Below are 21,426 nucleotides of genomic sequence, written 5' to 3' on the forward strand. Positions count from 1 at the left end.
CCGGTCCGCCGGCGCGCCGCGCGACGGTACTCAGCACCCGGTCGGAGGACTTCCGGACCGGGCTCTTCCTGTCGCCCCGGCCGCTGAGCCAGGGCAGTATCGCGACACGCCTTCCCACGTTCCGCACGGAAGCCGCAGACCGGGCTCGCGCCGCCTTCATGCCGGACACCGCCTGGCCAATAAGCGGTCACCCGCCAGGCTTGTCCCGGGATCCTGAAGTCACCCCGGTTTCGATGTCACCTACTACTTACGACACGTCATCAGCGGTTCACTCGCGTTCGCCTTCCCGGTCCCCACCTGACGCCTGACCAGCGCCTTTTCCCCGGACGCTCACCACGACGGTCTTCAGCCAACGCAGCTCGGGGCGGTTTGACGCCTCCCACCGCAGGGCGACGCCGAAGGGCCACAAGACCTTCATCTTCCGCACAGCACCACATCAAGCAGGGTCTCTGCCTACATCAACCTCACTCTCAGTGTTCGTGGCACACCTCCAGCCGTAGTTCGGTATTTGGGCTGGTCAGCGGCCTGGTGGCGTGGAGTGTAGCGGGGCGTCAGATGGGCGGGACGGACTTCCCCACCGTGCCCCACGAACGAGTGCTCTGCCGCATGCCCGTGAGCTGGTGCGAGCAGTCCCTCGACATGCTCAACGATGCGCCGGTGAATGTGTGGGATCAGGAACTCGAAGAACTCTTCCTGCGGACCGGGAGCCGCTTCACCCGGATCGAGCCCCGCAGGCGGATGCGGGACTACGTACGCGGCCTGCTCGCCCCGGTCGGCCGCAAGAACGGGTGGCAGCTCGCCGAGTGGGCCGGCCACGCCACCCCGGACGGACTGCAGTACCTGCTCTCCCGCAGCCGCTGGGACGCCGACAGTGTCCGCGACGACCTGCAGCAGTACGTGGCCGACCAACTCGCCTATGACGACGGCGTGTTGATCGTCGACGACACCGGCTTCATCAAGAAGGGGACCACCTCCGCCGGAGTACAGCGCCAATACTCCGGCACCGCCGGACGCACCGAAAATTGCCAAATCGGCGTGTTCGCCGCCTATGCCACCAGCCGGGGACACGCCCTCGTCGACCGTGACCTCTATCTGCCCAGGTCCTGGACCGACGACCGCGACCGCTGCCGGGCCGCCCACATCCCCGACGACCGTACCTTCGCCACCAAGAACGCCCTCGCCCGCGACATGATCCGCCGGGCCCATGCCTCCCCGCTGCGCTTCCGCTGGGTCACCGCGGACGCCGCCTACGGCCAGGACAGCCACTTCCGCCGCTTCCTCGAAGACGGCCTGAAGCTCCACTACGTCGTGGCCGTCCCCAAGTCCCAGCAGGTCCACGGCCCGCGCATTGAGGACCGTATTCGCCGTGAGGCCCCGCCGGAGGCGTGGCAGCGCTTGTCCGCCGGCCCCGGAGCCAAAGGCGAACGCTGCTACGACTGGGCCGGCGCCCTCCTGCCCGTCGTCGAGGAACGCGACGGTGACAAGCCCACCCGCAGGCGGTGGATGCTGGCCCGCCGCAGCATCACCGACCCCCAGGACATCGCCTACTTCCTGGCCAGCGCTCCGCTGGACGCCACCCTCGCCGACCTGGCCCGGATCGCCGGATGCCGCTGGAAGATCGAAGAATGCTTCCAGTCCGCGAAGAACGAGTGCGGCCTCGACGAGTACGAGGTCCGCCGTTACACCGGCTGGTACCGGCACATCACCCTCGCCATGCTCGCCCACGCGTTCCTCGCCGCCATCGCCGCCCAGGAACGCGAAAGGGGGGCCCCGGCGACGACACGCCCGATCTCGTGGACCTCACACCGGCCGAGATCCGCCGTCTCCTGGCAGCTGAACCCCCGCACCGCCCCGCACGCCACAACCACACGCTGACCTGGTCACGGTGGAGACGACGCCACCAGGCACGCGCCCGCCAGAGCCACTACGAACGGCGCGGCTACCTATTCGCCGGGACGCGGTGGGGAAGTCCGTCCCGTCCACCTGACGCCCCGCTACACTCCACGCCACCAGGCCGCTAGCGAGTAGCCGGGAGGGATCTCACCTCCCGGCTCTCTCAGAACCGTGCGTGAACCTCTCGATTCACACGGCTCCCATCACCCGGTCGTTCGAGGCCGGAGGAGTTTCCAGTGGGCGAAGAGCCCCGGGTAGAGCTTGGCGGTCTTCTCCAAGCCCTGCCATGCCCGGCTCCGGCGACGCCGGAGCCGCTTGTACTTCTGCACGGCCCATCGCATCAGATACTGATCGATGCCCTTCAGGCTCGGGACCAACGCGGACGGATAGAACCGCCCGTAGTAGCTGATCCATCCCCGCACGACGGGATTGATCTCCCGTGCAAGGTCTGCCAGGGACGACCCACTGCGCAAGTGCAGCCGCCATCGGCGGATCTGTGCCCGGATGCGCTTGGCCGCCTCGTCGCTGATCGCCGGGTTGAAGCCGAAGAAGTAACTCCCCGTCCTCGACCGGACTTTCCGCGAGCGGAACGTGTACCCGAGGAAGGTGAACGAGACGTGCTCGTACGAACCACGCCTCTTGCCATCCTTGCAGTACACGATGCGGGTCTTGTCGGGATGCAGCCGCAAGCCCCCGCACTCGGCCAGCCGCTGGCCGATCGCCTGACGCACCTGGTGCGCCTCGGCCTCGGTGCGGCAGTGAACCACCATGTCGTCGCAGTAGCGCTCGAACCGGACACCCGGGAAGACCCGATCCATCCAGGTGTCGAACGCGTAGTGCATGAACAGGTTCGCCAACAGGGGCGAGATCGCCGAGCCCTGGGGACTCCCACGATCCCGCGCGACCAGTTCGCCACTCTTGTGCCGCAGCGGAGCCTTCAGCCAGCGCTCCACATACAGCAGAATCCACCGCTGGTCGGTGTGGTGGGCCACCGCCTTGAGGACCAGGTCGTGGTCGAGGTTGTCGAAGAACCCCTGGATGTCGATATCGACCGTCCAGTTCGTCCTCCAGCACCGCTCCCGACAGGCCGCGACCGCGTCCAGCGCGCTTCTGCGCGGCCGGTATCCATAAGAATCGGGGTGGAACATCGGTTCCACCTCCGGCTCCAGGACCATGGCCGCCGCAGTCTGCGCGATTCTGTCCGCGACCGTCGGCACCCCGAGAACCCTGACCTTGCCCGATCCCCCAGACTTGGGGATCTCCACCATCCGCACCGGCGGCGGGAAGTAGCTGCCCGACGACAGGCGATTCCACAGTTTGTAGAGGTTGCCCCGCAGGTCAGCCTCAAACCGCTCGATCGACTCGCCATCAACCCCGGCCGCTCCCCCGTTCGCCTTGACCCTGAGATACGCCTCCCAGACCACATGCTTCGAAATCTCGAACGACTTCAGCCCACTCATCCGGCTCCTCCCGGGAACTCCGGTTGACCGCCAAGCAGACCTGGATGATCCGTCCCCTTCGCTCCACCCGCATTACCGGGCTTCGTCACTACTACGAGACGGTCTGCCCCCGTGCCCCGCGTCAGTACTCCGCCCCTTGCGGTGTTGGCCGCTTGGGGATCTCCCTCTCGGCGCCGGCCCCACGGGCCGGCAGCAGTATCGGGGCGACAGGTTCTCACGTTCCATGCAAGAGCCCAGGTCAGGCTCGCGCCGCCTACATGCCGGACGCCATCCGGGCAGTCAGCAGGCTCCCCCCGGACTTGTCCCAGAGCCCTGGTCTCGCCCTGGTTTCGACGCCACTGGAATTTGTTACGACACGTCATCAGCGGTTCGCTCCCGCTCGCCTTCCTGACCCACACCTGACGCGATCAGGTCGCGCCTTTTCCCGCAGCGCTCACCACGAACGGCACTTAACCGACGCAGCCTGCGGTGGTTTGAAGCCTCCCCCTGCAGGGCGACCCCGGAGGACCTACCTCCATCTCCTGCACAGCACCGCTTCCAGAAGCTCCTACATCGACGCCTCCTTCAGCGTTCGTGACACACGACCAGCCCAAATACCGAACTACGGCTGGAGTACTAATGTCCTGCGCCAGTAATCCGTCTGTAGATCCACCTCGTCCTGGCGGCCCAACTTCGTTCACCACCAGGCGTGTTGACCGTCCGCAACTCAGCCGGAACTACCTAGGAATTTCAGGCGCAAGACACTAACCCTTCAGTTGTAGTTCGCTGATCAGGTTCACAGGGTAACTCCCTGTTATAGACGACTGGTCCGGCGATGTGGCACAAGTAGCCGAGTGGGATGCTGAGTTGGAGGAGTTGCTGCGGCAGGTCGGCGACGTCTTCCCCCGGGCGGATCTGCGGCGGCGGGCGAAGGCGTGTGTGCGCGGGCTGTTGGGCCCGGTCTCCCGCAAGAATGGCTGGCAGCTGGCCGAGTACGCCGGCTGGCGGCGCCCCGACGGGCAGCAGCACTTACTGGACCGGGCGAAGTGGGACGTCGATGAGCTGCGCGACCGCGTCCGCCGGTATGCGCTGGACGGGCTGGCCGACAGCGCGGGCGGGGTGCTGGTCATCGATGAGACCGGGTTCGCCAAGAAGGGCAAGACTTCCGTCGGCGTGGCCCGGCAGTTCACCGGCTCACTCGGCGGCGTCTTTCCTTGCCAGATCGGGGTGTTCGCCGCCTGGGCCACCACCCGCGGGGCAACCCTGGTCGACCGGGAGATCTACCTGCCGCAAGTCTGGACAGGCGATCGCGAGCGGTGCGCGGCTGCGCAGGTGCCCGAGACCGTCGGCTTCGCCACCAAACCCCGCCTCGCCGAGAAGATGATCGACCGGATTCTCCCCGAGCTTCCGGAGAACACCTGGCTGGCCGCCGACGAGGTCTACGGCCGTGACGGCGGCTTCCGCTCCTTCGCCGAGAGCCGCCAACTGCCGTACGTGGTCAACGTCTCCAGCGCCCAAACAGTGCTGCCCCGACCGGGATGGCGGCATATCGACAAGCTGGCCGCCGCCGCGGACGACAGCGAGTGGCAACTGTTCGAAGCCGGCCCGAACCAGACCGGCTCCCGCTGGTGGCAGTGGTGGGTCCGCCGGGTCGCCGACCCGGAGGAGCCCGTGGGCAGCGCGGTGCGGGGGCAGCCCTGGCCGAGCCGATGGATGATCGCCCGGCGCCGCCCCGAAACGCCCGACGACCTCGACTACTACCTGGCCTGGGGCCCGTCCGGCACCCCGCCGGAACACCTGGCCCACGTCGCCGGCGCGCGCTGGCGGGTGGAAGACGCGATCAAACTCGGCAAGCATCAGTGCGGGCTGGCCGACTACGAGGTACGCCACTGGCACGGCTGGTACCGGCACATCACCCTGTCGATGCTGGCCGCCGCATTCCTGGCGGTACAGGCCGCCACAGACGACGCCGACGCCCCCGCACCGCTCCGGGAAGCCCTCAGCGGTGACGAGCCTGATGAGGAGCCCAAAGGGGGGAGCACGAGGACATCATCAGCCCCGAACAGCTCATCCCCTACACCGCCGCCGAGATCCGCAAGCTCCTTACGCTCATCCACCCGCCGCCCCCACCCGAGCACGGTCAGGCCGCCCACGGACTGTGGTGGTCACGCTCGCGACGACATCACCAGGCCGACGCCAACGGGCATCATCGCAGACGCCGGGCTCGCGAACTCGCCCTGAACTACAACTGAAGGGCTAACAGACTCGCCGCCGTCAGGACCACCTGCAACCTTTCAGGGCCGGTCCACCTGCGGCGATGTTTGTCGACGTCGGTACTCATCGCACCACCTCTTCCTCATCCTCAAGAAAACCGGCCCTCTCGGGCCGGCGGGTGTGGACGAGCCCAAGGGGCACGCTCACGTTCGGAATGAGTACTCCGAAGGAGGAGACAAATATGGATACTACCGGGGGCTGCGGGGGGGGGCAGAGGGCTTGTAGCAACTGCCCGCAGCTCGGGCCGACTTGATCGAATGTCAAGTTGATGAAAATAGCTCGCGATTCAGTCCATGTGTGGCATCGGTCACATCTCCTCTTGAATCGTCTCGGGGCGTCGGACGCGTGCTCGAGGTCCGGCGCCGGGCGTCGGACGGCCCCCGCAGACTCCGCCCCGGCCCTCCGCGCCGAGAACGCCTCCCTCAAGCGCCGCCTGGACCAGCTGGCACAAGAGCACCGCTCACTCCAGGAACGACTCGAAGGAGCCCGCTCCAACCTGCGGTTCGCCGACAAGCGTGTTGCCGATCTTGAGATCCAGCTACTGGAACACCAGCAGGCCGCCCGCGCCGCCGTCGTGACTCGTAGGGGCGTGACGCCGCCCTCTCCTGAGCGCTAGAAAAGGCCGGTGGACGTGTACTGCGTGAGATTCGCAAGAATCTCACGCAGCCACGGGCTGCGAACGGCTGGTAGCCGGACCAGGGTGTGCTGGAACGATCCCCGGTCGGCCCGGAACAGGTAATTGGGGCGCGGTGGGAGCGGGTCATCGCGGAGGACGTCCTGGGGTATGCCGCCCGACGCGGGAACCGGAAAGTTCGGCTGGGGAGAGGTCAACCACAGCCACACCCCGAGCGGCAGCGGCACCGGGTATGCCGATGCAGCCGGGCTGGCCGGGGTCCAAGTCTGACCCGTCTGCGGATGGACCGGTACCAGGAGGATGTCGACGGCTGCGTCGGGAGCGGGCCGTCCCGGTCCAGCCAGGACGGCGCGACGTTTCGGCGGGCCCGCGGGCAGCATGGCGTCGAGCGCGCGTTGGAACACGTCCGTGGTCAGGCCGTCCGGGACCTTCACCGGCTGCCCTTCGGAAGCCACCAGCAGGTGGGCGAGCGCCTGGCCAGCTGCCGCCTCCCATTGAGGACTCCACGACCAGTAGTGACTCGACCCGAGCCGTCCTCCCCACGTGGCAATCGGCTCGAACGGGGGCGTGCTCTCCCCCTTCTCCGTCAGCTCCTTCCAGGAGAGCGGCGCAGCGTCGACACCGTCAAGGAGGAAGCGGTACACGGCGTCTGAGCTGAGCCGCACTGCCTGCCAGAGCGAGCAGTCGTCGATCCTGGTCGCCACAGGCAGGCCGCACGTCACGCAGGCCAAGTTGGGGCCGTCAGCCCCGTCGAGGCCACAGCAGGCACCACCGCGCTTCTCGGGCATCAGCCGGGTTCCGCGGATATCACCAGGCGCGATGACACTCGCCCCGGGCGCACTGTCGGACAGGGCGTAGACCGGCGCGTAGATGCCGCGCGCCTCCGCCTCTCCCGGGTCGATCTCGTCCCACATCCGCCACGGTCCTCCCCAGGGGTCCGGGTCCACGGCGAACGTCCCCGGCTCCATTAGCACCGGAAGCTGGACCCCGTTCCCGTAACTCTGACGGGCGTGGGGCGGAAGGGAGACCTGGGACAACGGGACGGTCAACTCGGTATCGCAACTCGCACAGACGAAAACGAACAAAGACCCTCCGCATGAGAAACAGGCGCATCTTCGCACCTCGGCGGCAGCCAGCCAACATGTTTTCGCGTCCATCACGCGGTCAGGACCCGCCAACGTCCTGCCGCTCTCACCGACGTCGATCGTGCACACGCCGCGCTCACTGTGGACGCCGACGACGAGGTGCCGTTCTGGGCGCTGACGTGGGGCCGCTTGCGGCTACGCGATCGCGGCCGTCGTGCACAACTCTGCCATTGCTTACACGTACGTGACGCGTCAGCGCAGGTAGCGGACATCGCGGTCGATCGAGCGGTCGGTAAAGGCGACTTCTCCCCCGAAGACTGCGACGACCACCTCTCCGACCGCCTCGCCCACAACGGGCAGCCGCTGATCGGTCCGCAGCTACGCCACGCCATCACCGAACGCTCCCACGGCCTGCCCCTCTACCTCGATCTGGCCGTCATGCGGTTCCTGGAGATACGGCGCAACGGACGCGTACCGCAGCCGGACGACTTCGGCGACTTCCCCGCCCTGATCCCCGCACCCTCAGCGACCTGACCAGCGACGAACGCCACGTGCTGCGCTCGGTGTCCCTGCTCGACGCCTTCTCGGTACCTACCGCTGGCCACCCAAGCCGCCGGCCTCACCCACGATGCCGCGGCCCTGCGGCTGACCGAACGCCCCCTCATCCGCGAAGACCTCACGGGACTGTGGCCCTACCACCTTCACCAGGTGGTGCGCTCCGCGATCCGCAACGCCGAGGACCACACCGACGACCGGTGGTCCGAGCACGACTGGCAGCGGGCCGCCCTGCGCGCGCTGACCGCCCTCGGACAAGAGTGGGCCCATGGGCCACGCCGCGAACGCACCGTGCTGATCGGCGTACTGCGGCAAGGCCTGCGCGTGGCCCGCAACTTCACCCTCGACCAACTGGGCTGGCTCACCGAGGCCGCCTTCGCCTACGTCGGCGACTCCGTGTGGGAGCCACTCGCGCCGCCCGCCCACGGCCACGAGAGCGCCGTACTGTCGACGCCAGCCGACGCCCTGGTCGAAACCCTCAGCACCCTGGCCCGCCGCCAACGCGAGCACCGAGCCCGCACCGTCGAGCGGCTCACCGCCGTCATCGACTCCGGCCTGCTGCCCGCCGAGCTGCAGGAGATGCCGGTCTACTACCGGGCCAAAGCGCTCCGCGACACCGGACGCACCGAGGACTCACGCCGCGGATACCAGCAGGTGGCCGACGGCGGGGGCCGCCTGGCCCCGGCCGCCCGCCGCGGACTGGCCCAGGCCGCCCGGCTGGCCGGCGACTTCCCGACCACGCTCACCGCCGCACAGGCCCTCGGCTGGGAGGGCCGCCACCAGCGCGTCCTCGGCGACCTGTACTGGATCCAGGGAGAACCACAACGCGCAGCCGAGACGTACCTGGCCGGGCGCCACGAAGCCGAACAGCACGCCAAAGCCGGCGAAGCCGCCCACAACCAGGCCCTGCGCGCCCTCGCCCTCGCGTTCGTCGACCCCCGTCAGGCCGACGACGAACTCGACCTCGCCGAACAGCTCCTCGCCGGCCTCGACCTGCGCGCCACGACCATCAACGCCGCCATCGCCTCCCTCATCCGCGACGCCGGCAGCCCGGCCATCGAAGACGCGCCCGCACCCTGCGCACCGAACTCGACGTCGCGGGCCTCACCTCCATGACGCCCACCCTCGAAGTCGCCGTCGCCTTCCACCAGGCCGTCCTCGACGACCACGAGGCGCTGAACGCCACCATTGCCCGGCTCCGCGAGCAGACGAGCGACGGCACATTCGCCTGCTACACCGACATCGCGCACTTCATGGCCGACCTGCCGCTGCCCGCCGACCACACCCCGCCGCGCTGGCTGGACGGCGAAGGAGCCACCCGCGCCCGGTGGCGGGCCATAGTCACCGTACGACGGGACCTGCTGCGCACCGCGCGGTAGCCACCGAGGCAGAGTTCTGTCCGGCAACCGATCGGTTGCCGGACAGGGGGCTGAGCGTTGGCGGAGGGGGTCGCGAGTCCGACAAGCCCGTTCAACAAGGTGGAGCTTGAAGAGGCGGGCCCTCATCGGTGCGGTCAGAGGAGTCGGCGGAGTAGCTGGCCCGTATTCGCTCACCGACGGCCCGGTACTGCTCGAAGCGCTCGCGTCGCTCCTCCGTATGGAAGAACAGCGACAGGCCGACGTCCAAGAGGAACGCGGGACAGGGGCCGGACTGCGGCAGCGGGTCGAAAACGGCCAGCAGGCCCCCGCTGTCGTTGACGAGCGGGACGCCGCAGGAGTACCGGCTGTCTCCGACACTCCAGCCGACGGTCACGCGGGTGCGGTACAGGTCGGCAAGCTGGGCGATGGCGCGCTCGATCCCGGGCAGCCGGGCCGAGTGCCGGGCCAGGGCCGCCCGGTCGGGGTCAGTGCGTGCCATAAGTTCGGCCACCTTGGCCTCCTGTCGCGCGTACCCGCGCCGTTCGGCGCGAGCCTCCTCCTCCCTCGCCCCGCGCTGCTGCTCGTCCTCCTCGCGCAGCTTTTTTGCCTCCGCCAGGACACACCGGGGCGATGCCCACAGCGTCCTCACGGGCCGCGTTGTGTGCCGCTGCGGACTCCGCGGGGCATGTGCAACGAAGCGCGAGGTGAGGAGCCTGTCCATGAACTCGGCGAACGGTATGGACGGCTCTGGGTCCCAGTAGGCACCGCTGAACCGGGCCATGGGCTCGACGGCGACCAGGTCGTTCCCCTGCCGGGCCAGCCGTACCGAGGGGACAATGCCCAGCCAGGGGATGCGACTGCGGTCGCTGAACCAACAGGAACGGACTCCGTGAGCGCTCATCAGCTCGGTGCGGGCGCGGATTTCGGAGGCGGTGATGCTGGCCAGCTGCGCCTCCAGGGCGATCCGGCGGCCGCTGGCTGTGGAGGAGAGGACGTCCGCCCGCCAACTGCCGTCCGGCCCGCTCACCTCTAGCTCGGCCATCCATCCGGCCGCGCGGGCCGCCTGGGCAAGCTCCAGCTTGAGTAGGTGGTGGGCCATGGACTCCTCCGCCAGCGCGCACGTCGGAGCCCCAGGCGTATGGGCGAAGAACCGCAGGCCCAGGCTCGACACCTTGGCGTGCATCCCGTGGCCGCACTCTGGACACGCGAGCGGGGCCGGCGGCCGCACGCGGTGGATCGCGGCCCACTCCCAGCCGCAGCCGAGGTCCGGCAGCGAGGCGTCCAGACGACCCCGTTCCGCATGTACGGCAGTGAAACTCACAGCGCTCCTCCCCCATGTCGTGGCGTTGTCCGCCCATCGTCTCGGCCGAGTAGCCGTCGTCACCGCCTGCTGGCCTGCTGCAGTGACCCCGGTCATCAACCGATCGGTTCCTGGACGCACATCTTCGGGGTGTCGCCCGAGGCCCCAGCGTGTTCGCAAACCGCGTCGAACAAGCCCAGAGTGGGGTGGAGGCGTGATCATTCACGAAGTGGAGCGCGTCGCACTCCTCCCGGCGCGGACTAGACGAATAAGTCCGATGTCTGATCTGGTGGTTCTTGAACTTCCCGTGCGGCGGTCTGTGATCCTGGAGGGACTACGACGGAGGGAACTGCGCGTATGTCGTCCGGGTATGGCTTTCACCCGTTGTCTCTCGGTGTGAGGTTCGTGTTGGAGCTGGTGGCTCTGGTGTGCTTCGGGCTCTGGGCATGGGCTGTCGTGCCTGGTTCCCTGCGGTATGTCTGCGTGGTTGCCGTTCCCCTGATCGTGGCCGTGCTGTGGGGAGTCTTCGCCACCCCAGACGATGCATCCCGGTCCGGGAAGACCGTGATTGCGACACCTGGTCCGCTGCGGTTCCTGCTGGAGCTGGCTGTGTTCTTCGGCGGTGCGGCGGCGTTGCACGCGGCGGGATCCCGCACTCTCGCCGTGATGCTCGCCGGTGTGCTGGTCGTGTACCACCTTCTGTCGTGGGACCGGGTCTTGTGGCTGGTCAGGCATTGAGTCCGCCCCAGCCATATCAGGTTGGCGGTGCGTTCGGGAACACACAGAGGGTGTCCAAGATCGTTGCGTGACGAATGACCTGGACACTCTGCTGACCGCGCTGTACGTGAAGGTCGATGATGAGCTGGAAGCCAGCCGTTGGATGGGTAGGCCGCCGCAGCTGACCGATGCCGAGCTGGTCACCCTCGCGGTCGCGCAGGCGCTGCTCGGCTTCCATTCCGAGACGCGCTGGTTGCGGTACGCGCACACGCACTTGGCCGCGATGTTCCCGTACCTGCCGCAGCAGTCCGGGTACAACAAGCGCCTCAAGGCGGCATTGCCACTGGTGAAGAAGGCGATACGGATGCTCGCCGTGGACACGGACTTCTGGTTCGACAACCACTGGATCGTCGACTCGACACCAGTGCCGTGCGGGATGTCCCGGCCGACAGCGAAACGTTCAGAGATGGTGGGCTGGGCCGGATATGGGTATTGCGCGTCCCACTCCCGGTTCTTCTGGGGCCTACGCCTGTACCTGGTTTGCACGCCGGTTGGCATGCCGATCCTGTGGCCCTTGCGAACCCGAAGATGGATGAGCGCGAAGTACTGCAGTCCATGCTTGACGTCGAGGCCGGCCTGGTCACAGACAGGCCCGGACTCCTCCTGATCTCCGACAAGGGCTTCGCCTCCAAGGAGTTCGAGAACGATCTCGCGATGCGGGGCATCGAGCTGCTGAGGCCGTCGTTCAAGCGGGAGAAGAAGCGCAAGGGCGAGAGACTGCTCAAGTCCGCACGCCAGCTGATCGAGTCTGTGAACGACACGCTCAAGGGACAGTTGGGCCTGGAACAGCACGGCGGCCGCACTCGTGTGGACGATCACGCAATTCGGCTCTGTCGGGGATCTTGTGACGCTCCATTGCTTCCCTTTGGACCAGGTTCTAGGGTCGCCACTCTGCCCGGTAATCGGGCTGCTCGGCGTACGACTGCGCGAGCACGCGGAGGGCATAACGAAGACCAGCCAAGCGAGTGTCAGAGGGATCCATCGCCTCGTACTCCCGAGCCGGCATGTCGACCAGGTCGAGCATCGGCCCCGCCGTGAGATCCAGCACGACAGTGCCCGCGGCCGGAGCGATACGCCGCTTGCCGTCTCCGCGAAGCTGGCCTCCGGTGAGCACTTGCAGGCCAACACTGGCAGACGGACATCTATTACTGTTGACACTGACCTGCGAAAACCCTTTCGGCACGTTTCGGTTCGGGAAAATTACTCGGGATTCTCACGGCAGCGGCGGCAACGTCACCCGCTGGATCGGTGTGGTGTTCCCGGCACGGTCGGTGGCGGTGAACTCCAGGATCTGTGGCTCGTCGCGCAGCGCCCTGGTGAACGGCTCCTGATAGATGCCCCAGAACGTCTCCGGGGTACGCCATTGGACACGGTCCACGCCGGACACGTCGTCGTCGGCGTAGAGGGTCACCTCAACGTTGCTCGGTCCGAGCGGACGGACCTTGGCACGCACCGACGGGGGCCGCGTGTCCACGGCGACCTCGCGAGTGGCGTGGACGACCCGGCCGGAAGAGTCGGTGGCCCGGCCCCGGAGCACGTGCCGGCCCTCGCGGTCCAGCGCGATCACGCCGGTTGCGGGCTGCCACGTGTCCTTGCCCACCGCGGCCTCCAGAGTGGCGGGCGAGACCGAGGTCACCGTAAAGCCCGGCTCGCGGGTGTACCACCCGGACGGGGCACGGTCGCCGGTCACCTCCACCCGGACCACAGGCAGCGGATCTCCCACGCCGACGTCCGCCGGGAGCGACCACTCGACGACGTCCTCGACCGGCTGCCCGTCCGCAGAGGTCAGCCGGGTCACGCGCGGTACGTCCGCCGAGTCCGGGCCGACGACACCGCGGCGGGGCACGGCCGGGCCGTCGAGGGTACTCGCGGCGGCTGCCATGAGCACCGCGACCGCCTCGTCCCGGCTCAGCAGCCCGGACCGGGCCGCCCGCACCACCCCCCGGTGGACTGCGGTGAAGAACGCGGCGACGTCGCCGTATCCGCCGTCCGCCCACAGTCCGGTGAGGAACGACCAGCCGTCGGAGTCATGGCGGTCGGGTACCCCGGGTGCGCTGCCCAGGAAGGCGATCTCCGGGTCGGCCAGGCGCAGGTACATGTGGTAGCGGTGGTCGCCGCCGGACCAGGCCGGTTCGAAGGTCCGGCCGAGCACCGAGACCAGGTCGCCGTCGGTGGTGTGCCCGGCGATGCTGCCGTCGAGACGCCGACGGGCGGCCGCCGCGATCGGCAGGGTGGTGGTGGCGTCGTCGCGCGCGAGCATCACCGTGGGGCCGAGTTCCAGGCTGACCAGGGTGGGGTCGTCGGGGGTGGGCACCAGCCGCAGTGGCATCGGCAGGTCGAGCTCGACGATGTCGCCGGGGCGGAAATCGCGTTGCAGTGTCACGAATCCGGTGTCCGGCACCGGCGTCTCCACGCCGTCGACATGAATGTCGGCGGCCCAGGGCGGGATGCGCAGGTGCAGCTTGCCTGAGAAGGCGAGTCCGAACTCGAGCGCCACCTTCCCGTCGCGGGGGTACCGGGTCCGTAGGATCACCTCCCCGTCGGCGTAGCGCAGCCGCGAGGGTACGTATTGCGTTACGTAGAGGTGCCCGGGTGCGTGGAACCACACCGATTCCTGGTGTTTGACGTGGCTCTCCAGGCCGGTGCCGCCGCAGCAGGTGCCGACGTTGTCGTACTCGCGGATGGCGCCCGGGTCCACCGGGTACATGTACAGGACCTCGGGGCTGGTGTCCGAGGTGACGTCCGCGCGGGAGCCGACGATGTGGTTGAGCGAGGCGCGCTCGGCGTAGTCGGCGTACCGGCCGTCGAGAGTGTGCCCGAACAGCGAACGGGCGATCTTCAGCAGGTTGTAGGTGGCGCAGGTCTCGGCGTTGCGCCGCTTGACGAACCCGGCCACGGTGTCTGCGGGTCCCCACAGTTCGCCCTCGCCGGTGCCGCCGTGCGCGAAGGTCCGGCCGGGCACGATCTGGTCCCAGAGGGCGACCACCGCGTTGAGGTAGCGGCGGTCGCCGGTGGCGTCGTACTGGTCAAGGTGCCCGACGAGCATCGGGAGGTGCTGGTTGGCGTGCATGCCGTCGAGCACGTCACGGCCCTCGACCGCGGCGTCGAGCATGCTGTCGACCTCGAATGCCCCGGCGGTGCGCAGAAACGACGGCTCGCCGGTGATCCGGTGCAGTTTCGCCATGGTCTCGTTCATGCCACCGAACTCGCCGGCGATGTAGAGCGACCACATGCGCTGCAGCTGCGCACGTTCCAGCCGCAGAACCCGGCCGGCCACCCAGTGGCCCATGCCGGTGACGATCTGCAGCGCCTGCTGGGAGCCCGTCAGCTCGTACGTGTCCAGCAGCCCCGCCATGATCTTGTGGCACGTATAGTACGGCGCCCAGATCTCCCCGTACGGCGCCAGGTCCTCCAGCCGCGAGAACTGCCACTCGCCGTACGCCGCCAGAAATCCCGGATGGCTGTAACGCCCGGTCGCCGCCAGCGCGTCGCGCACCTCGGCCAGGCCCGCGACCATCTCGTTCGTCTTGCTCAGCAGGACTTCCTCGCCGGTCGAGGCGTACGCCAGCGACAGCATCGACAGGAAGTGCCCCGCGTAGTGCCCGCGCAGTAGGCTCGCCGTGGGTGCCACGCCCGGTCCGGGGTAGTCGGCCTCGGACCACGCTCGCTCGTCGGGATGACCGAAGTCCTCCCAGGTGCCCGGGGGCAGCGCCCCGTGGGTGTCGAGCCCCGCGTTGGCCCGGAAGACCGCGAGCACCCGGTCCACCGGGAACACCCTGGCGAGATGCAGCATCTGGTCCCGGGTCCGGGAGTGCACTCCGTCGAGCAGGTCCACGTCCCGCAGGGCGAAGGGCTGCGCGCCGGTCATCGGGCCGCCCACTTCTCGAGTCCGGTGGCGTCGATCGGCAGCGCACCCGACAGCACCTCGTGCCCGGTCCCGGTGACCAGGAGGTCGTCCTCCAGGCGTACGCCGATTCCGCGCAATTCCGGGGGCAGGGTCTCGTCGTGGGCGTGGAAGTACAGTCCGGGCTCGACCGTCAGCACCATGCCGGGCCGCAGCGGCGCATCTTGGTACTGCTCGTACGACGACGAGCCGCAGTCATGCACGTCCAGGCCCAGGTGGTGGCCGATACCGCAGACGATGTAGCGGCGGTGCTGCTGGCCCTCGGGTGCGAGCGCCTCGTCGACCGAGACCGGTAGCAGCCCCCAGTCGTACAGCCCGCGGGCCAGAACCTCCATGGCGGCGAAGTGGAAGTCGGTGTAGGTGGCGCCGGGGCGTACCTGGTCCATACCGGCGCGGTGCGCGGCCTCGACCAGGTCGTGCACCCGGCGCTGGGCGGGCGTGAAGGTGCCGCCCACCGGTATCGTCCGGGTCACGTCCGCGGTGTACAGCGAGTTCGCTTCGACGCCCATGTCCAGCAGCAGCGTCTCGCCGGGCCGGACCGGGCCGTCGCAGCGGACCCAGTGCAGGATCGGCGCGTGCTCACCGGAGCCGACGATGGTGTTGTAGCCGGGCCCGTTGCCGAAGGTGCGGGCGTGCCGGTCGAAGGTGCCCTGCAGCCAGCGCTCCCCCAGGTCCTCGGTGACGGCGCGCGGGATCTCGTCGGCGACGGCGGCGAATCCGGTGACCGTGTGGTCCACGGCCTCGCGCAGCTGTGCGATCTCCCAGTCGTCCTTGATCATGCGAAGGTCGGAGAGCACCGTACGCAGTTCGTCCGGTTGGCCGACGTGCTGCTCACCGAGGTCGCCGATCGGCCGCACCGGCAGATCCAGCGCGGCCGACCACGCCGCGAGCCCCGCCGACGGGCCGACCCACAGTTCCCCGTGCGCCGCACTGGCGTGGAAGTCACGTTCGCCGGGCCGGGCCGGAGCCGGCATGTACAGCACCGCGTCGTGGCCGCCCGGCCGCGGCTTCATCACCAGGACCGCGCCCTCGATCTGGCACGAGGTGGCCCAGAGGAAGTCGCTGTCCACCCGGAACGGGTAGTCCGCGTCGCCGTTGCGGTGCCGGGCGCGGCCCGCCGACAGGACCAGGGTCCGGTCCGGCAGGCAGGCGCTCAGCCGGGCCCGGTGCTCGGCCGCCGCCCGTGCCGCGGCCGGACTCACCGGCGCCGGGACGTCGCGTTCGGCCCAGCCCTGCCCGATGCGGGCCAGGAAGCCGGGGCTTTCGTCGGCCAGCCGCGGCAGCTTCGTCCCCGCGTACGGCGGGGTGGTCATCTCGGTCAACGCTTTTCGCCTCCTCGGTCGCGGACCATCTCCCGCAGCCGACGGAACACCCGGCCGTCGGTGATGCCGTCGTGTTCGTACTCGTTGGTCACCCAGGTCTGCGCGTTGCCGACCCGGGTCAGGGTGTCGCGCTGTAGCCCGGCGTCGACGAACAGGTCGTCGGCGTACACGGCGGCGGCCAGCGGGACGTCGTTGGCCGCGAGCCGGGCCGGGTCGTAGAGCGGGCTCCAGACCTTCTGCTCGGCGAGCTCGGCCATCGCGGGAGCGAACGGCCGCAGCGCCCGGACCTCCTCGAACATCCACGGAAACGTCATCTCCGAGGTGAACAGCAGTGGCCGGCGGTCTTCGGCGAACTCCGGCCGACGGTCCCGTTCGCGCTGGGCCGACCAGCGGAAGGGACCGTTCGCGCCGTCGCCGTAGATCGACTCTTGGAGGGTCCAGAACAGCGGGTTCCTCGCGTTCGACGTCTTGACCAGCACTGTCTCCAGGAACTCGCCGTCGAGCCGGCCGTCGCGGCGGATCGCCTCGGAGACCAGCCAGTGCAGGCCCTGGTGGCCGGCTCCGAAGCCGAGGTCCCCGCCCAGGGTCTGGAACCGGCGCACCGACAGCGGCGAGCCGTCGGGCAGCGTCACGTCACCGGCGGCGAGCCGGTCGGCGATCGCCGCCACCGCGGCGACGTCCTGCGGGTAGCGCCGGTAGAAGTCGGCGGTCTTGCCGGCCACCCGGTCGAACGTGCGCCGGTAGACCTCGTCCGGATCGGGCGGTGTGCCGGGGATCCCGCCGCAGACGTAGCAGGCGGTCAGTGCCTCGGAGGCGTGCGACAGGTAGGTCAGGGTGATCCACCCGCCGAAGCTCTGCCCGAGGGTGGCCCACCGCTTGCCGTCGTAGCACCGGGTCCGGACGTGTTCGAGGTCGCGCACGATCGAGTCGGCCCGGAAGTGCAGCAGGTGGTCCGCGGCCGCACGGGCGTCGGGGAAACCTGCGATGTCGGTGCCGTCGACAGGGGTGCTGCGCCCGGTGCCGCGCTGGTCGGCCAGAACGACCCGGTAGTGCGGCAGGGCCTCGGGCAGCCAGCCTCCCACCGGGGCGGGCCGGGGGTTGGCGCCGCCGGGGCCGCCCTGCAGATAGGTCAGCAGCGGCAGGTCGTCGTGGCGGCGTTCGGGGTCGGTGAACTCCCGGACGAACAGCTCGATGCTCTCGCCGCCGGGGTCGGACCAGTCCAGTGGCGCGGCGACGGTGAACTCGCGGACCCAGGCGCCGGGCAGGGGGTATTCCACCGGGTTCATGAGGTGGCTCCGGTCGCGTTGCGTCGGCGCGCGTCCCACTCGGGGCGGATCCGCGGCACGGCGGCCAGCAGTTTGCGGGTGTACTCGTGCTGCGGGTCGTCGAAGACCGCGTCCCGGTCGCCGGCCTCCACCACGCGGCCTGCCGTCATCACCGCGACGCTGGTGGCGATCTGCCGGACCACGGCGAGGTCATGGGCGATGAACAGGCAGCCGAAGCCCTCCTCGCGCTGCAGTTCGCGCAGCAGGTTGATGATCTGCGCCTGCACTGAGACGTCGAGCGCCGAGACCGCCTCGTCGCAGACCAGTATGCGGGGGCTCACGGCGAGTGCGCGGGCGATGCCGATACGTTGTGCCTGCCCGCCGGAGAACTGCGCGGGGTAGCGACCGACGTGATCGGGGTCGAGCCCTACCCGTTCCATGAGCTCGCGGGCGACCGTCCGGGTGCCTCCGGGAATCGGCCGTTTCTGGTAGCGCAGGGGCGCGGTGACGATCCGTTCGACGGTGTGCCGGGGGTTGAGCGACGAGAACGGATCCTGGAACACGACCTGTACCTGGCGGCGTACCTCCAGCAGGTCGTGCCCGTGCAGAGCGGTGATGTCGCGGCCGTCGAGGTGGACGCTGCCCGACGTGACGTCGATCAGCCGGGCGGCGAGCCGCGCGGTGGTCGACTTGCCCGACCCGGACTCCCCCACCAGCGCGAGGGTTCTGCCCGCGTGCAGCTCGAAGGAGACGGTGTCGACGGCGGTGAACTTGCGCGCGGGGCGCAGCAGGCCGGCCGTACCCGCGATGGGGAATTCCTTGACCAGGTCCCGGGCCCGCAGCAATGGTTCGGAGCTCAACTGTCGCCTCCCAGGGTCTGCAGTTCGCCGATCTCGTCGTCGATCCGCGGGACCGCGTCGAGCAGCGCCCGGGTGTACGGGTGCCGCGGGTCGCAGAAGATCTGCTCGGCGGTGCCGGACTCGACCACCTTGCCGTGCCGCATGACGATCAGCGTGTCGGTGACCTCGCTGACCACGGCGAGGTCGTGGGTGATGAGGATGAGCGCGGCACCGGTGTCGCGGCGTACCTCGGCGAGCAGGTCGAGGATCTGGGCCTGGACGGTGACGTCGAGCGCGGTGGTCGGCTCATCGGCGATGATCAGGCTGGGCTCGGTGCTGAGCGCCATCGCGATCATCACGCGCTGGCGCATGCCACCGGAGAACTGGTGCGGGTATTCGTCGACGCGGCGGGCCGCGTCGCGGATGTGCACGCGTTCCATCGCCTCGATCGCCGCCTTGCGGGCTGCTCGGCGGCTGACGCCGGAGCGGTGCGACCGGTAGGCCTCGGCGATCTGCGTGCCCACCGTGTAGTACGGGTTCAGCGAGGAGAGCGGGTCCTGGAACACCATCGCGATCCGGTCGCCGCGAACGGCTCGCATCCGGCGTTCGTTCAGCGTGGTGAGCTCGCCGCCGTCGAACTCGATACTGCCGGCGCGGGTGGCGCCCTTCGGGAGCAGCCCCATGATCGCGAGGCTGGTCATCGACTTGCCCGAGCCGGACTCGCCGACGATGCCGAGGGTGCCGCCGGGCGGCACGGCGAAGTCGATGGCGTCGACCACCGGCACGCCATGGAAGGCGACGGTCAGGTCGCGGACGCGCAGCAGGTCGCTCATGACGCCACTCCCACTCTGACCCGCGGGTCGATCGCCGAGTACACCAGGTCGACGGCCATGTTGGCGACCACGACGAAGAACGCCGCGAGCAACGTCACCGCCATGATCACCGGCTGGTCGTTCTTGGTGATGGAGTCCGCCGCGAGTTTGCCGACGCCGTTGATCCCGAAGACCGTCTCGGTGATCAGCGCGCCGCCGAGCAGGCCGGCGAAGTCCATGCCCGCGATCGTGACGATCGGGGTCAGCGCCGGCCGCAGCGCGTGCCGCCGCCACACCAGGTCCGGTCGCAGGCCCTTGGCTCTCGCGGTCCGCACGAAGTTCTCGCCCAGGGTGTCGATGACGTTGGCCCGGGTGAGCCGGGTGTACGACGAGGCGTAGCCGATCGCCAGCACCGTCCACGGCATGATGAAGTTGAGGAACCACTGCCCCGGGTCGTCGGCAAACGCCACGGCCTGCGGGAACGGCAGCCACTGCAGCCACACCACGAGCACGTACTGCAGCGCGAGGGCGAGCACGTAGTTTGGGATCGCCATGCCGCCCAGGGTGAGCCCGGCGATGAACCGGTCGGTGGCCTTGCCTTCGCGCACGGCGCTGAGCAGACCGCCGATCACGCCCATGAACAGCCAGAGCACGGCCGCTCCGACGGCGACCACCGCGGTCACCGGCAGCCGCTGCACGATCATGTCGGTGACGAACTGCGAGGTCTGGAACGAGTAGCCGAGGCAGGGTGCCGGGCAGTGCACCGGGGACGGGCCGCTGCCGTAGTCGCGGCCCAGGAACAGCCCCTGCAGGAAGTGCAGGAACTGGGTCAGGAACGGGTCGGTCAGGCCGAGGTTTGCGCGGATCTGGTCGATGCGCTCCGGGGTGCAGTTCTTGCCACAGATCTGCACGGCCGGGTCCGGCGACAGGGCGAAGAAGATGATGTAGGTGAACACGCAGACCAGGAACAGCACCAGCAGCATGCCCAGCACGCGGTGCACGACGTAGCGGGTCATGAGCGGCCTCCCGGCTCGGCGGCGGTGCGGATGTGGTCGCCGAGGACCATGAAGGACAGCACCAGCAGCGCCAGGAAGACGCCCGGCACCAGGAAGTACGTGGGGACCACCGCATACCAGCTCACCGAACTCGAGATCATCTGCCCCCAGGACGGCGTGGGCGGCACCAGGCCGACGCCGAGGAAGGACAGCCCCGCCTCGGTACCGATGTAACCGGGTACCGCCATGGTCACCATGACCAGGATGGTCGAGCGCAGGTTGGGCAGAATCTCGGTGAACACGATGGTGGTGCGGGAGGCACCGGACGCGCGGGCCGCCTCGACGAATTCGCGCTCCTTGAGCGACATGGTCTGTCCTCGCACGATCCGGGCCAGGTAGGGCCAGCCGAACAGCGAAATCACCACGACCAGCAGGTACTGCCGGTCGTCCGCGGGCAGCGCGGACAGCACTGCAATCATGAAGATGAGCGCGGGGAACGCCATCAGGAACTCCATGACCCGCGAGATCAGCATGTCGATCCGGCCGCCGAAGTAGCCGGCCAGCAGGCCGAACACCATGCCGAGCACCGTGGTGAGCAGCGTCGCGCTGAGGGCGATGAGCATCGAGGATCGGGCGCCGTACACGATCCGGGCGAAGACGTCCCGGCCGCTGCCGGGCTCGACACCGAGCCAGTGCGACCCGGAGATGCCACCCCAGGACCCGGCGGGCATGCCGCCGAGGTCGGGGTCGATGGCGCTCTGGTCGAACTCGTACGGGTCCCAGCCGCTGACCCGGACGATGAGAGGTGCGAACACCGCCATGAGCACGATCAGTGCGATGTAGCCGAGGCAGGCTACGGCCACCGGGTCGCGTAGCAGGCTGCGGGCCACGCTCCAGCGAGGGCCGGGGGTGGTGCCGGCGGTGCCCGGTTCGGACACCTCCGGCACCTGCGGACCGGTTGACGCGATCGTCAT

At 68.9% G+C, this 21,426-nt stretch carries 18 protein-coding genes and 1 pseudogene; 8 read left to right on the forward strand and 11 right to left on the reverse strand.

The features are described 5' to 3' along the window. The first annotated feature begins 639 nt into the window (after positions 1 to 639). The gene (locus OG819_RS48640; protein ID WP_266638736.1) at positions 640 to 1,875 is read left to right on the forward strand and encodes an IS701 family transposase; all 1,236 of its coding nucleotides are present in this window, start codon (positions 640 to 642) and stop codon (positions 1,873 to 1,875) included. A gap of 221 nt (positions 1,876 to 2,096) precedes the next feature. On the opposite strand, the gene ltrA is transcribed toward OG819_RS48640, so the two are convergent. Further along, on the reverse strand, positions 2,097 to 3,353 hold the full coding sequence (gene ltrA / locus OG819_RS48645; protein WP_266649880.1) for a group II intron reverse transcriptase/maturase: 1,257 nt from the start codon (positions 3,351 to 3,353) through the stop codon (positions 2,097 to 2,099). Between the two features lie 816 nt (positions 3,354 to 4,169). On the opposite strand from ltrA, the gene OG819_RS48650 reads away from it, so the two are divergent. Both OG819_RS48650 and OG819_RS48655 read left to right on the forward strand, forming a co-directional pair. Beyond that, positions 4,170 to 5,573: an IS701 family transposase gene (locus tag OG819_RS48650; RefSeq protein ID WP_266656108.1), complete on the forward strand. Its 1,404-nt coding sequence runs from the start codon at positions 4,170 to 4,172 to the stop codon at positions 5,571 to 5,573. A 352-nt stretch (positions 5,574 to 5,925) separates the two neighbouring features. Continuing rightward, a complete protein-coding gene (locus OG819_RS48655) occupies positions 5,926 to 6,222 on the forward strand; it encodes a hypothetical protein (protein WP_266638010.1) in 297 nt (98 codons plus the stop codon). On the opposite strand, the gene OG819_RS48660 is transcribed toward OG819_RS48655, so the two are convergent. Continuing rightward, complete coding sequence (locus OG819_RS48660; RefSeq protein WP_266638737.1) at positions 6,219 to 7,325, reverse strand: hypothetical protein; 1,107 nt, start codon at positions 7,323 to 7,325, stop codon at positions 6,219 to 6,221. The genes OG819_RS48655 and OG819_RS48660 overlap by 4 nt on opposite strands. 141 nt (positions 7,326 to 7,466) lie before the next feature. Here OG819_RS48660 and OG819_RS48665 point away from each other — a divergent pair, with 141 nt between their 5' ends. From OG819_RS48665 to OG819_RS48675, 3 genes are all read left to right on the forward strand, one after another. Then, positions 7,467 to 7,859 (forward strand): hypothetical protein, encoded by a 393-nt coding sequence (locus OG819_RS48665; RefSeq protein ID WP_266638012.1) that lies wholly within the window; start codon positions 7,467 to 7,469, stop codon positions 7,857 to 7,859. Positions 7,860 to 8,033: 174 nt separating this feature from the next. Further along, a complete protein-coding gene (locus OG819_RS48670) occupies positions 8,034 to 8,996 on the forward strand; it encodes a hypothetical protein (RefSeq protein WP_266638014.1) in 963 nt (320 codons plus the stop codon). Further along, complete coding sequence (locus OG819_RS48675) at positions 8,993 to 9,259, forward strand: hypothetical protein (RefSeq protein WP_266638016.1); 267 nt, start codon at positions 8,993 to 8,995, stop codon at positions 9,257 to 9,259. Before OG819_RS48670 ends, OG819_RS48675 begins: the two co-directional genes overlap by 4 nt. A 91-nt stretch (positions 9,260 to 9,350) precedes the next feature. Here the strand turns inward: OG819_RS48675 and OG819_RS48680 are convergent, their stop codons facing one another. Beyond that, positions 9,351 to 10,559, reverse strand: a complete 1,209-nt coding sequence (locus OG819_RS48680) for a competence protein CoiA family protein (RefSeq protein ID WP_266656110.1) — start codon at positions 10,557 to 10,559, stop codon at positions 9,351 to 9,353. Positions 10,560 to 10,895: 336 nt separating this feature from the next. Between OG819_RS48680 and OG819_RS48685 the strand changes: the two genes are divergently transcribed. Together OG819_RS48685 and OG819_RS48690 are read left to right on the forward strand one after the other, a co-directional pair. Beyond that, entirely contained in the window at positions 10,896 to 11,276 is a 381-nt protein-coding gene (locus OG819_RS48685) for a YrdB family protein (RefSeq protein ID WP_266638020.1), read from the forward strand. Between the two features lie 67 nt (positions 11,277 to 11,343). After that, positions 11,344 to 12,119, forward strand: a pseudogene (locus OG819_RS48690) (IS982 family transposase); the annotation flags it as partial. A gap of 73 nt (positions 12,120 to 12,192) precedes the next feature. Here the strand turns inward: OG819_RS48690 and OG819_RS48695 are convergent. The 8 genes from OG819_RS48695 to OG819_RS48730 all read right to left on the reverse strand — a co-directional run bounded on the left by OG819_RS48695 (position 12,193) and on the right by OG819_RS48730 (position 21,426). Continuing rightward, positions 12,193 to 12,339, reverse strand: a complete 147-nt coding sequence (locus OG819_RS48695; protein WP_323139460.1) for a DUF6221 family protein — start codon at positions 12,337 to 12,339, stop codon at positions 12,193 to 12,195. 189 nt (positions 12,340 to 12,528) lie between these two features. Then, complete coding sequence (locus tag OG819_RS48700; RefSeq protein ID WP_266656112.1) at positions 12,529 to 15,183, reverse strand: beta-L-arabinofuranosidase domain-containing protein; 2,655 nt, start codon at positions 15,181 to 15,183, stop codon at positions 12,529 to 12,531. After that, positions 15,180 to 16,532: an aminopeptidase P family protein gene (locus OG819_RS48705; RefSeq protein ID WP_266638739.1), complete on the reverse strand. Its 1,353-nt coding sequence runs from the start codon at positions 16,530 to 16,532 to the stop codon at positions 15,180 to 15,182. The genes OG819_RS48700 and OG819_RS48705 overlap by 4 nt, the downstream gene beginning before the upstream one ends. Before the next feature lie 5 nt (positions 16,533 to 16,537). Beyond that, complete coding sequence (locus OG819_RS48710; protein WP_266656114.1) at positions 16,538 to 17,827, reverse strand: alpha/beta fold hydrolase; 1,290 nt, start codon at positions 17,825 to 17,827, stop codon at positions 16,538 to 16,540. Next, positions 17,824 to 18,666 (reverse strand): ATP-binding cassette domain-containing protein, encoded by an 843-nt coding sequence (locus OG819_RS48715; protein ID WP_323139451.1) that lies wholly within the window; start codon positions 18,664 to 18,666, stop codon positions 17,824 to 17,826. Before OG819_RS48715 ends, OG819_RS48710 begins: the two co-directional genes overlap by 4 nt. Continuing rightward, on the reverse strand, positions 18,663 to 19,478 hold the full coding sequence (locus OG819_RS48720; protein WP_266656116.1) for an ABC transporter ATP-binding protein: 816 nt from the start codon (positions 19,476 to 19,478) through the stop codon (positions 18,663 to 18,665). The genes OG819_RS48715 and OG819_RS48720 overlap by 4 nt, the downstream gene beginning before the upstream one ends. Then, positions 19,475 to 20,473: an ABC transporter permease gene (locus OG819_RS48725; RefSeq protein ID WP_266656118.1), complete on the reverse strand. Its 999-nt coding sequence runs from the start codon at positions 20,471 to 20,473 to the stop codon at positions 19,475 to 19,477. Before OG819_RS48725 ends, OG819_RS48720 begins: the two co-directional genes overlap by 4 nt. Next, positions 20,470 to 21,426, reverse strand: coding sequence for an ABC transporter permease (locus OG819_RS48730; RefSeq protein WP_266656120.1), 957 nt, complete (start codon positions 21,424 to 21,426; stop codon positions 20,470 to 20,472). Before OG819_RS48730 ends, OG819_RS48725 begins: the two co-directional genes overlap by 4 nt.

It is taken from the genome of Streptomyces sp. NBC_01549 (assembly GCF_026339955.1).
Taxonomy (GTDB): domain Bacteria; phylum Actinomycetota; class Actinomycetes; order Streptomycetales; family Streptomycetaceae; genus Streptomyces.

Coding starts and splice junctions, on each gene's coding strand:
- OG819_RS48700 (WP_266656112.1), bottom strand. CDS start 15,183: ATGACCGGCGCGCAGCCCTTCGCCCTGCGGGACGTGGACCTGCTCGAC.
- OG819_RS48705 (WP_266638739.1), bottom strand. CDS start 16,532: ATGACCACCCCGCCGTACGCGGGGACGAAGCTGCCGCGGCTGGCCGAC.
- OG819_RS48640 (WP_266638736.1), top strand. CDS start 640: ATGCTCAACGATGCGCCGGTGAATGTGTGGGATCAGGAACTCGAAGAA.
- OG819_RS48710 (WP_266656114.1), bottom strand. CDS start 17,827: ATGAACCCGGTGGAATACCCCCTGCCCGGCGCCTGGGTCCGCGAGTTC.
- OG819_RS48685 (WP_266638020.1), top strand. CDS start 10,896: ATGTCGTCCGGGTATGGCTTTCACCCGTTGTCTCTCGGTGTGAGGTTC.
- ltrA (WP_266649880.1), bottom strand. CDS start 3,353: ATGAGTGGGCTGAAGTCGTTCGAGATTTCGAAGCATGTGGTCTGGGAG.
- OG819_RS48695 (WP_323139460.1), bottom strand. CDS start 12,339: ATGCTCGACCTGGTCGACATGCCGGCTCGGGAGTACGAGGCGATGGAT.
- OG819_RS48720 (WP_266656116.1), bottom strand. CDS start 19,478: ATGAGCGACCTGCTGCGCGTCCGCGACCTGACCGTCGCCTTCCATGGC.
- OG819_RS48730 (WP_266656120.1), bottom strand. CDS start 21,426: ATGACGATCGCGTCAACCGGTCCGCAGGTGCCGGAGGTGTCCGAACCG.
- OG819_RS48675 (WP_266638016.1), top strand. CDS start 8,993: ATGACGCCCACCCTCGAAGTCGCCGTCGCCTTCCACCAGGCCGTCCTC.
- OG819_RS48725 (WP_266656118.1), bottom strand. CDS start 20,473: ATGACCCGCTACGTCGTGCACCGCGTGCTGGGCATGCTGCTGGTGCTG.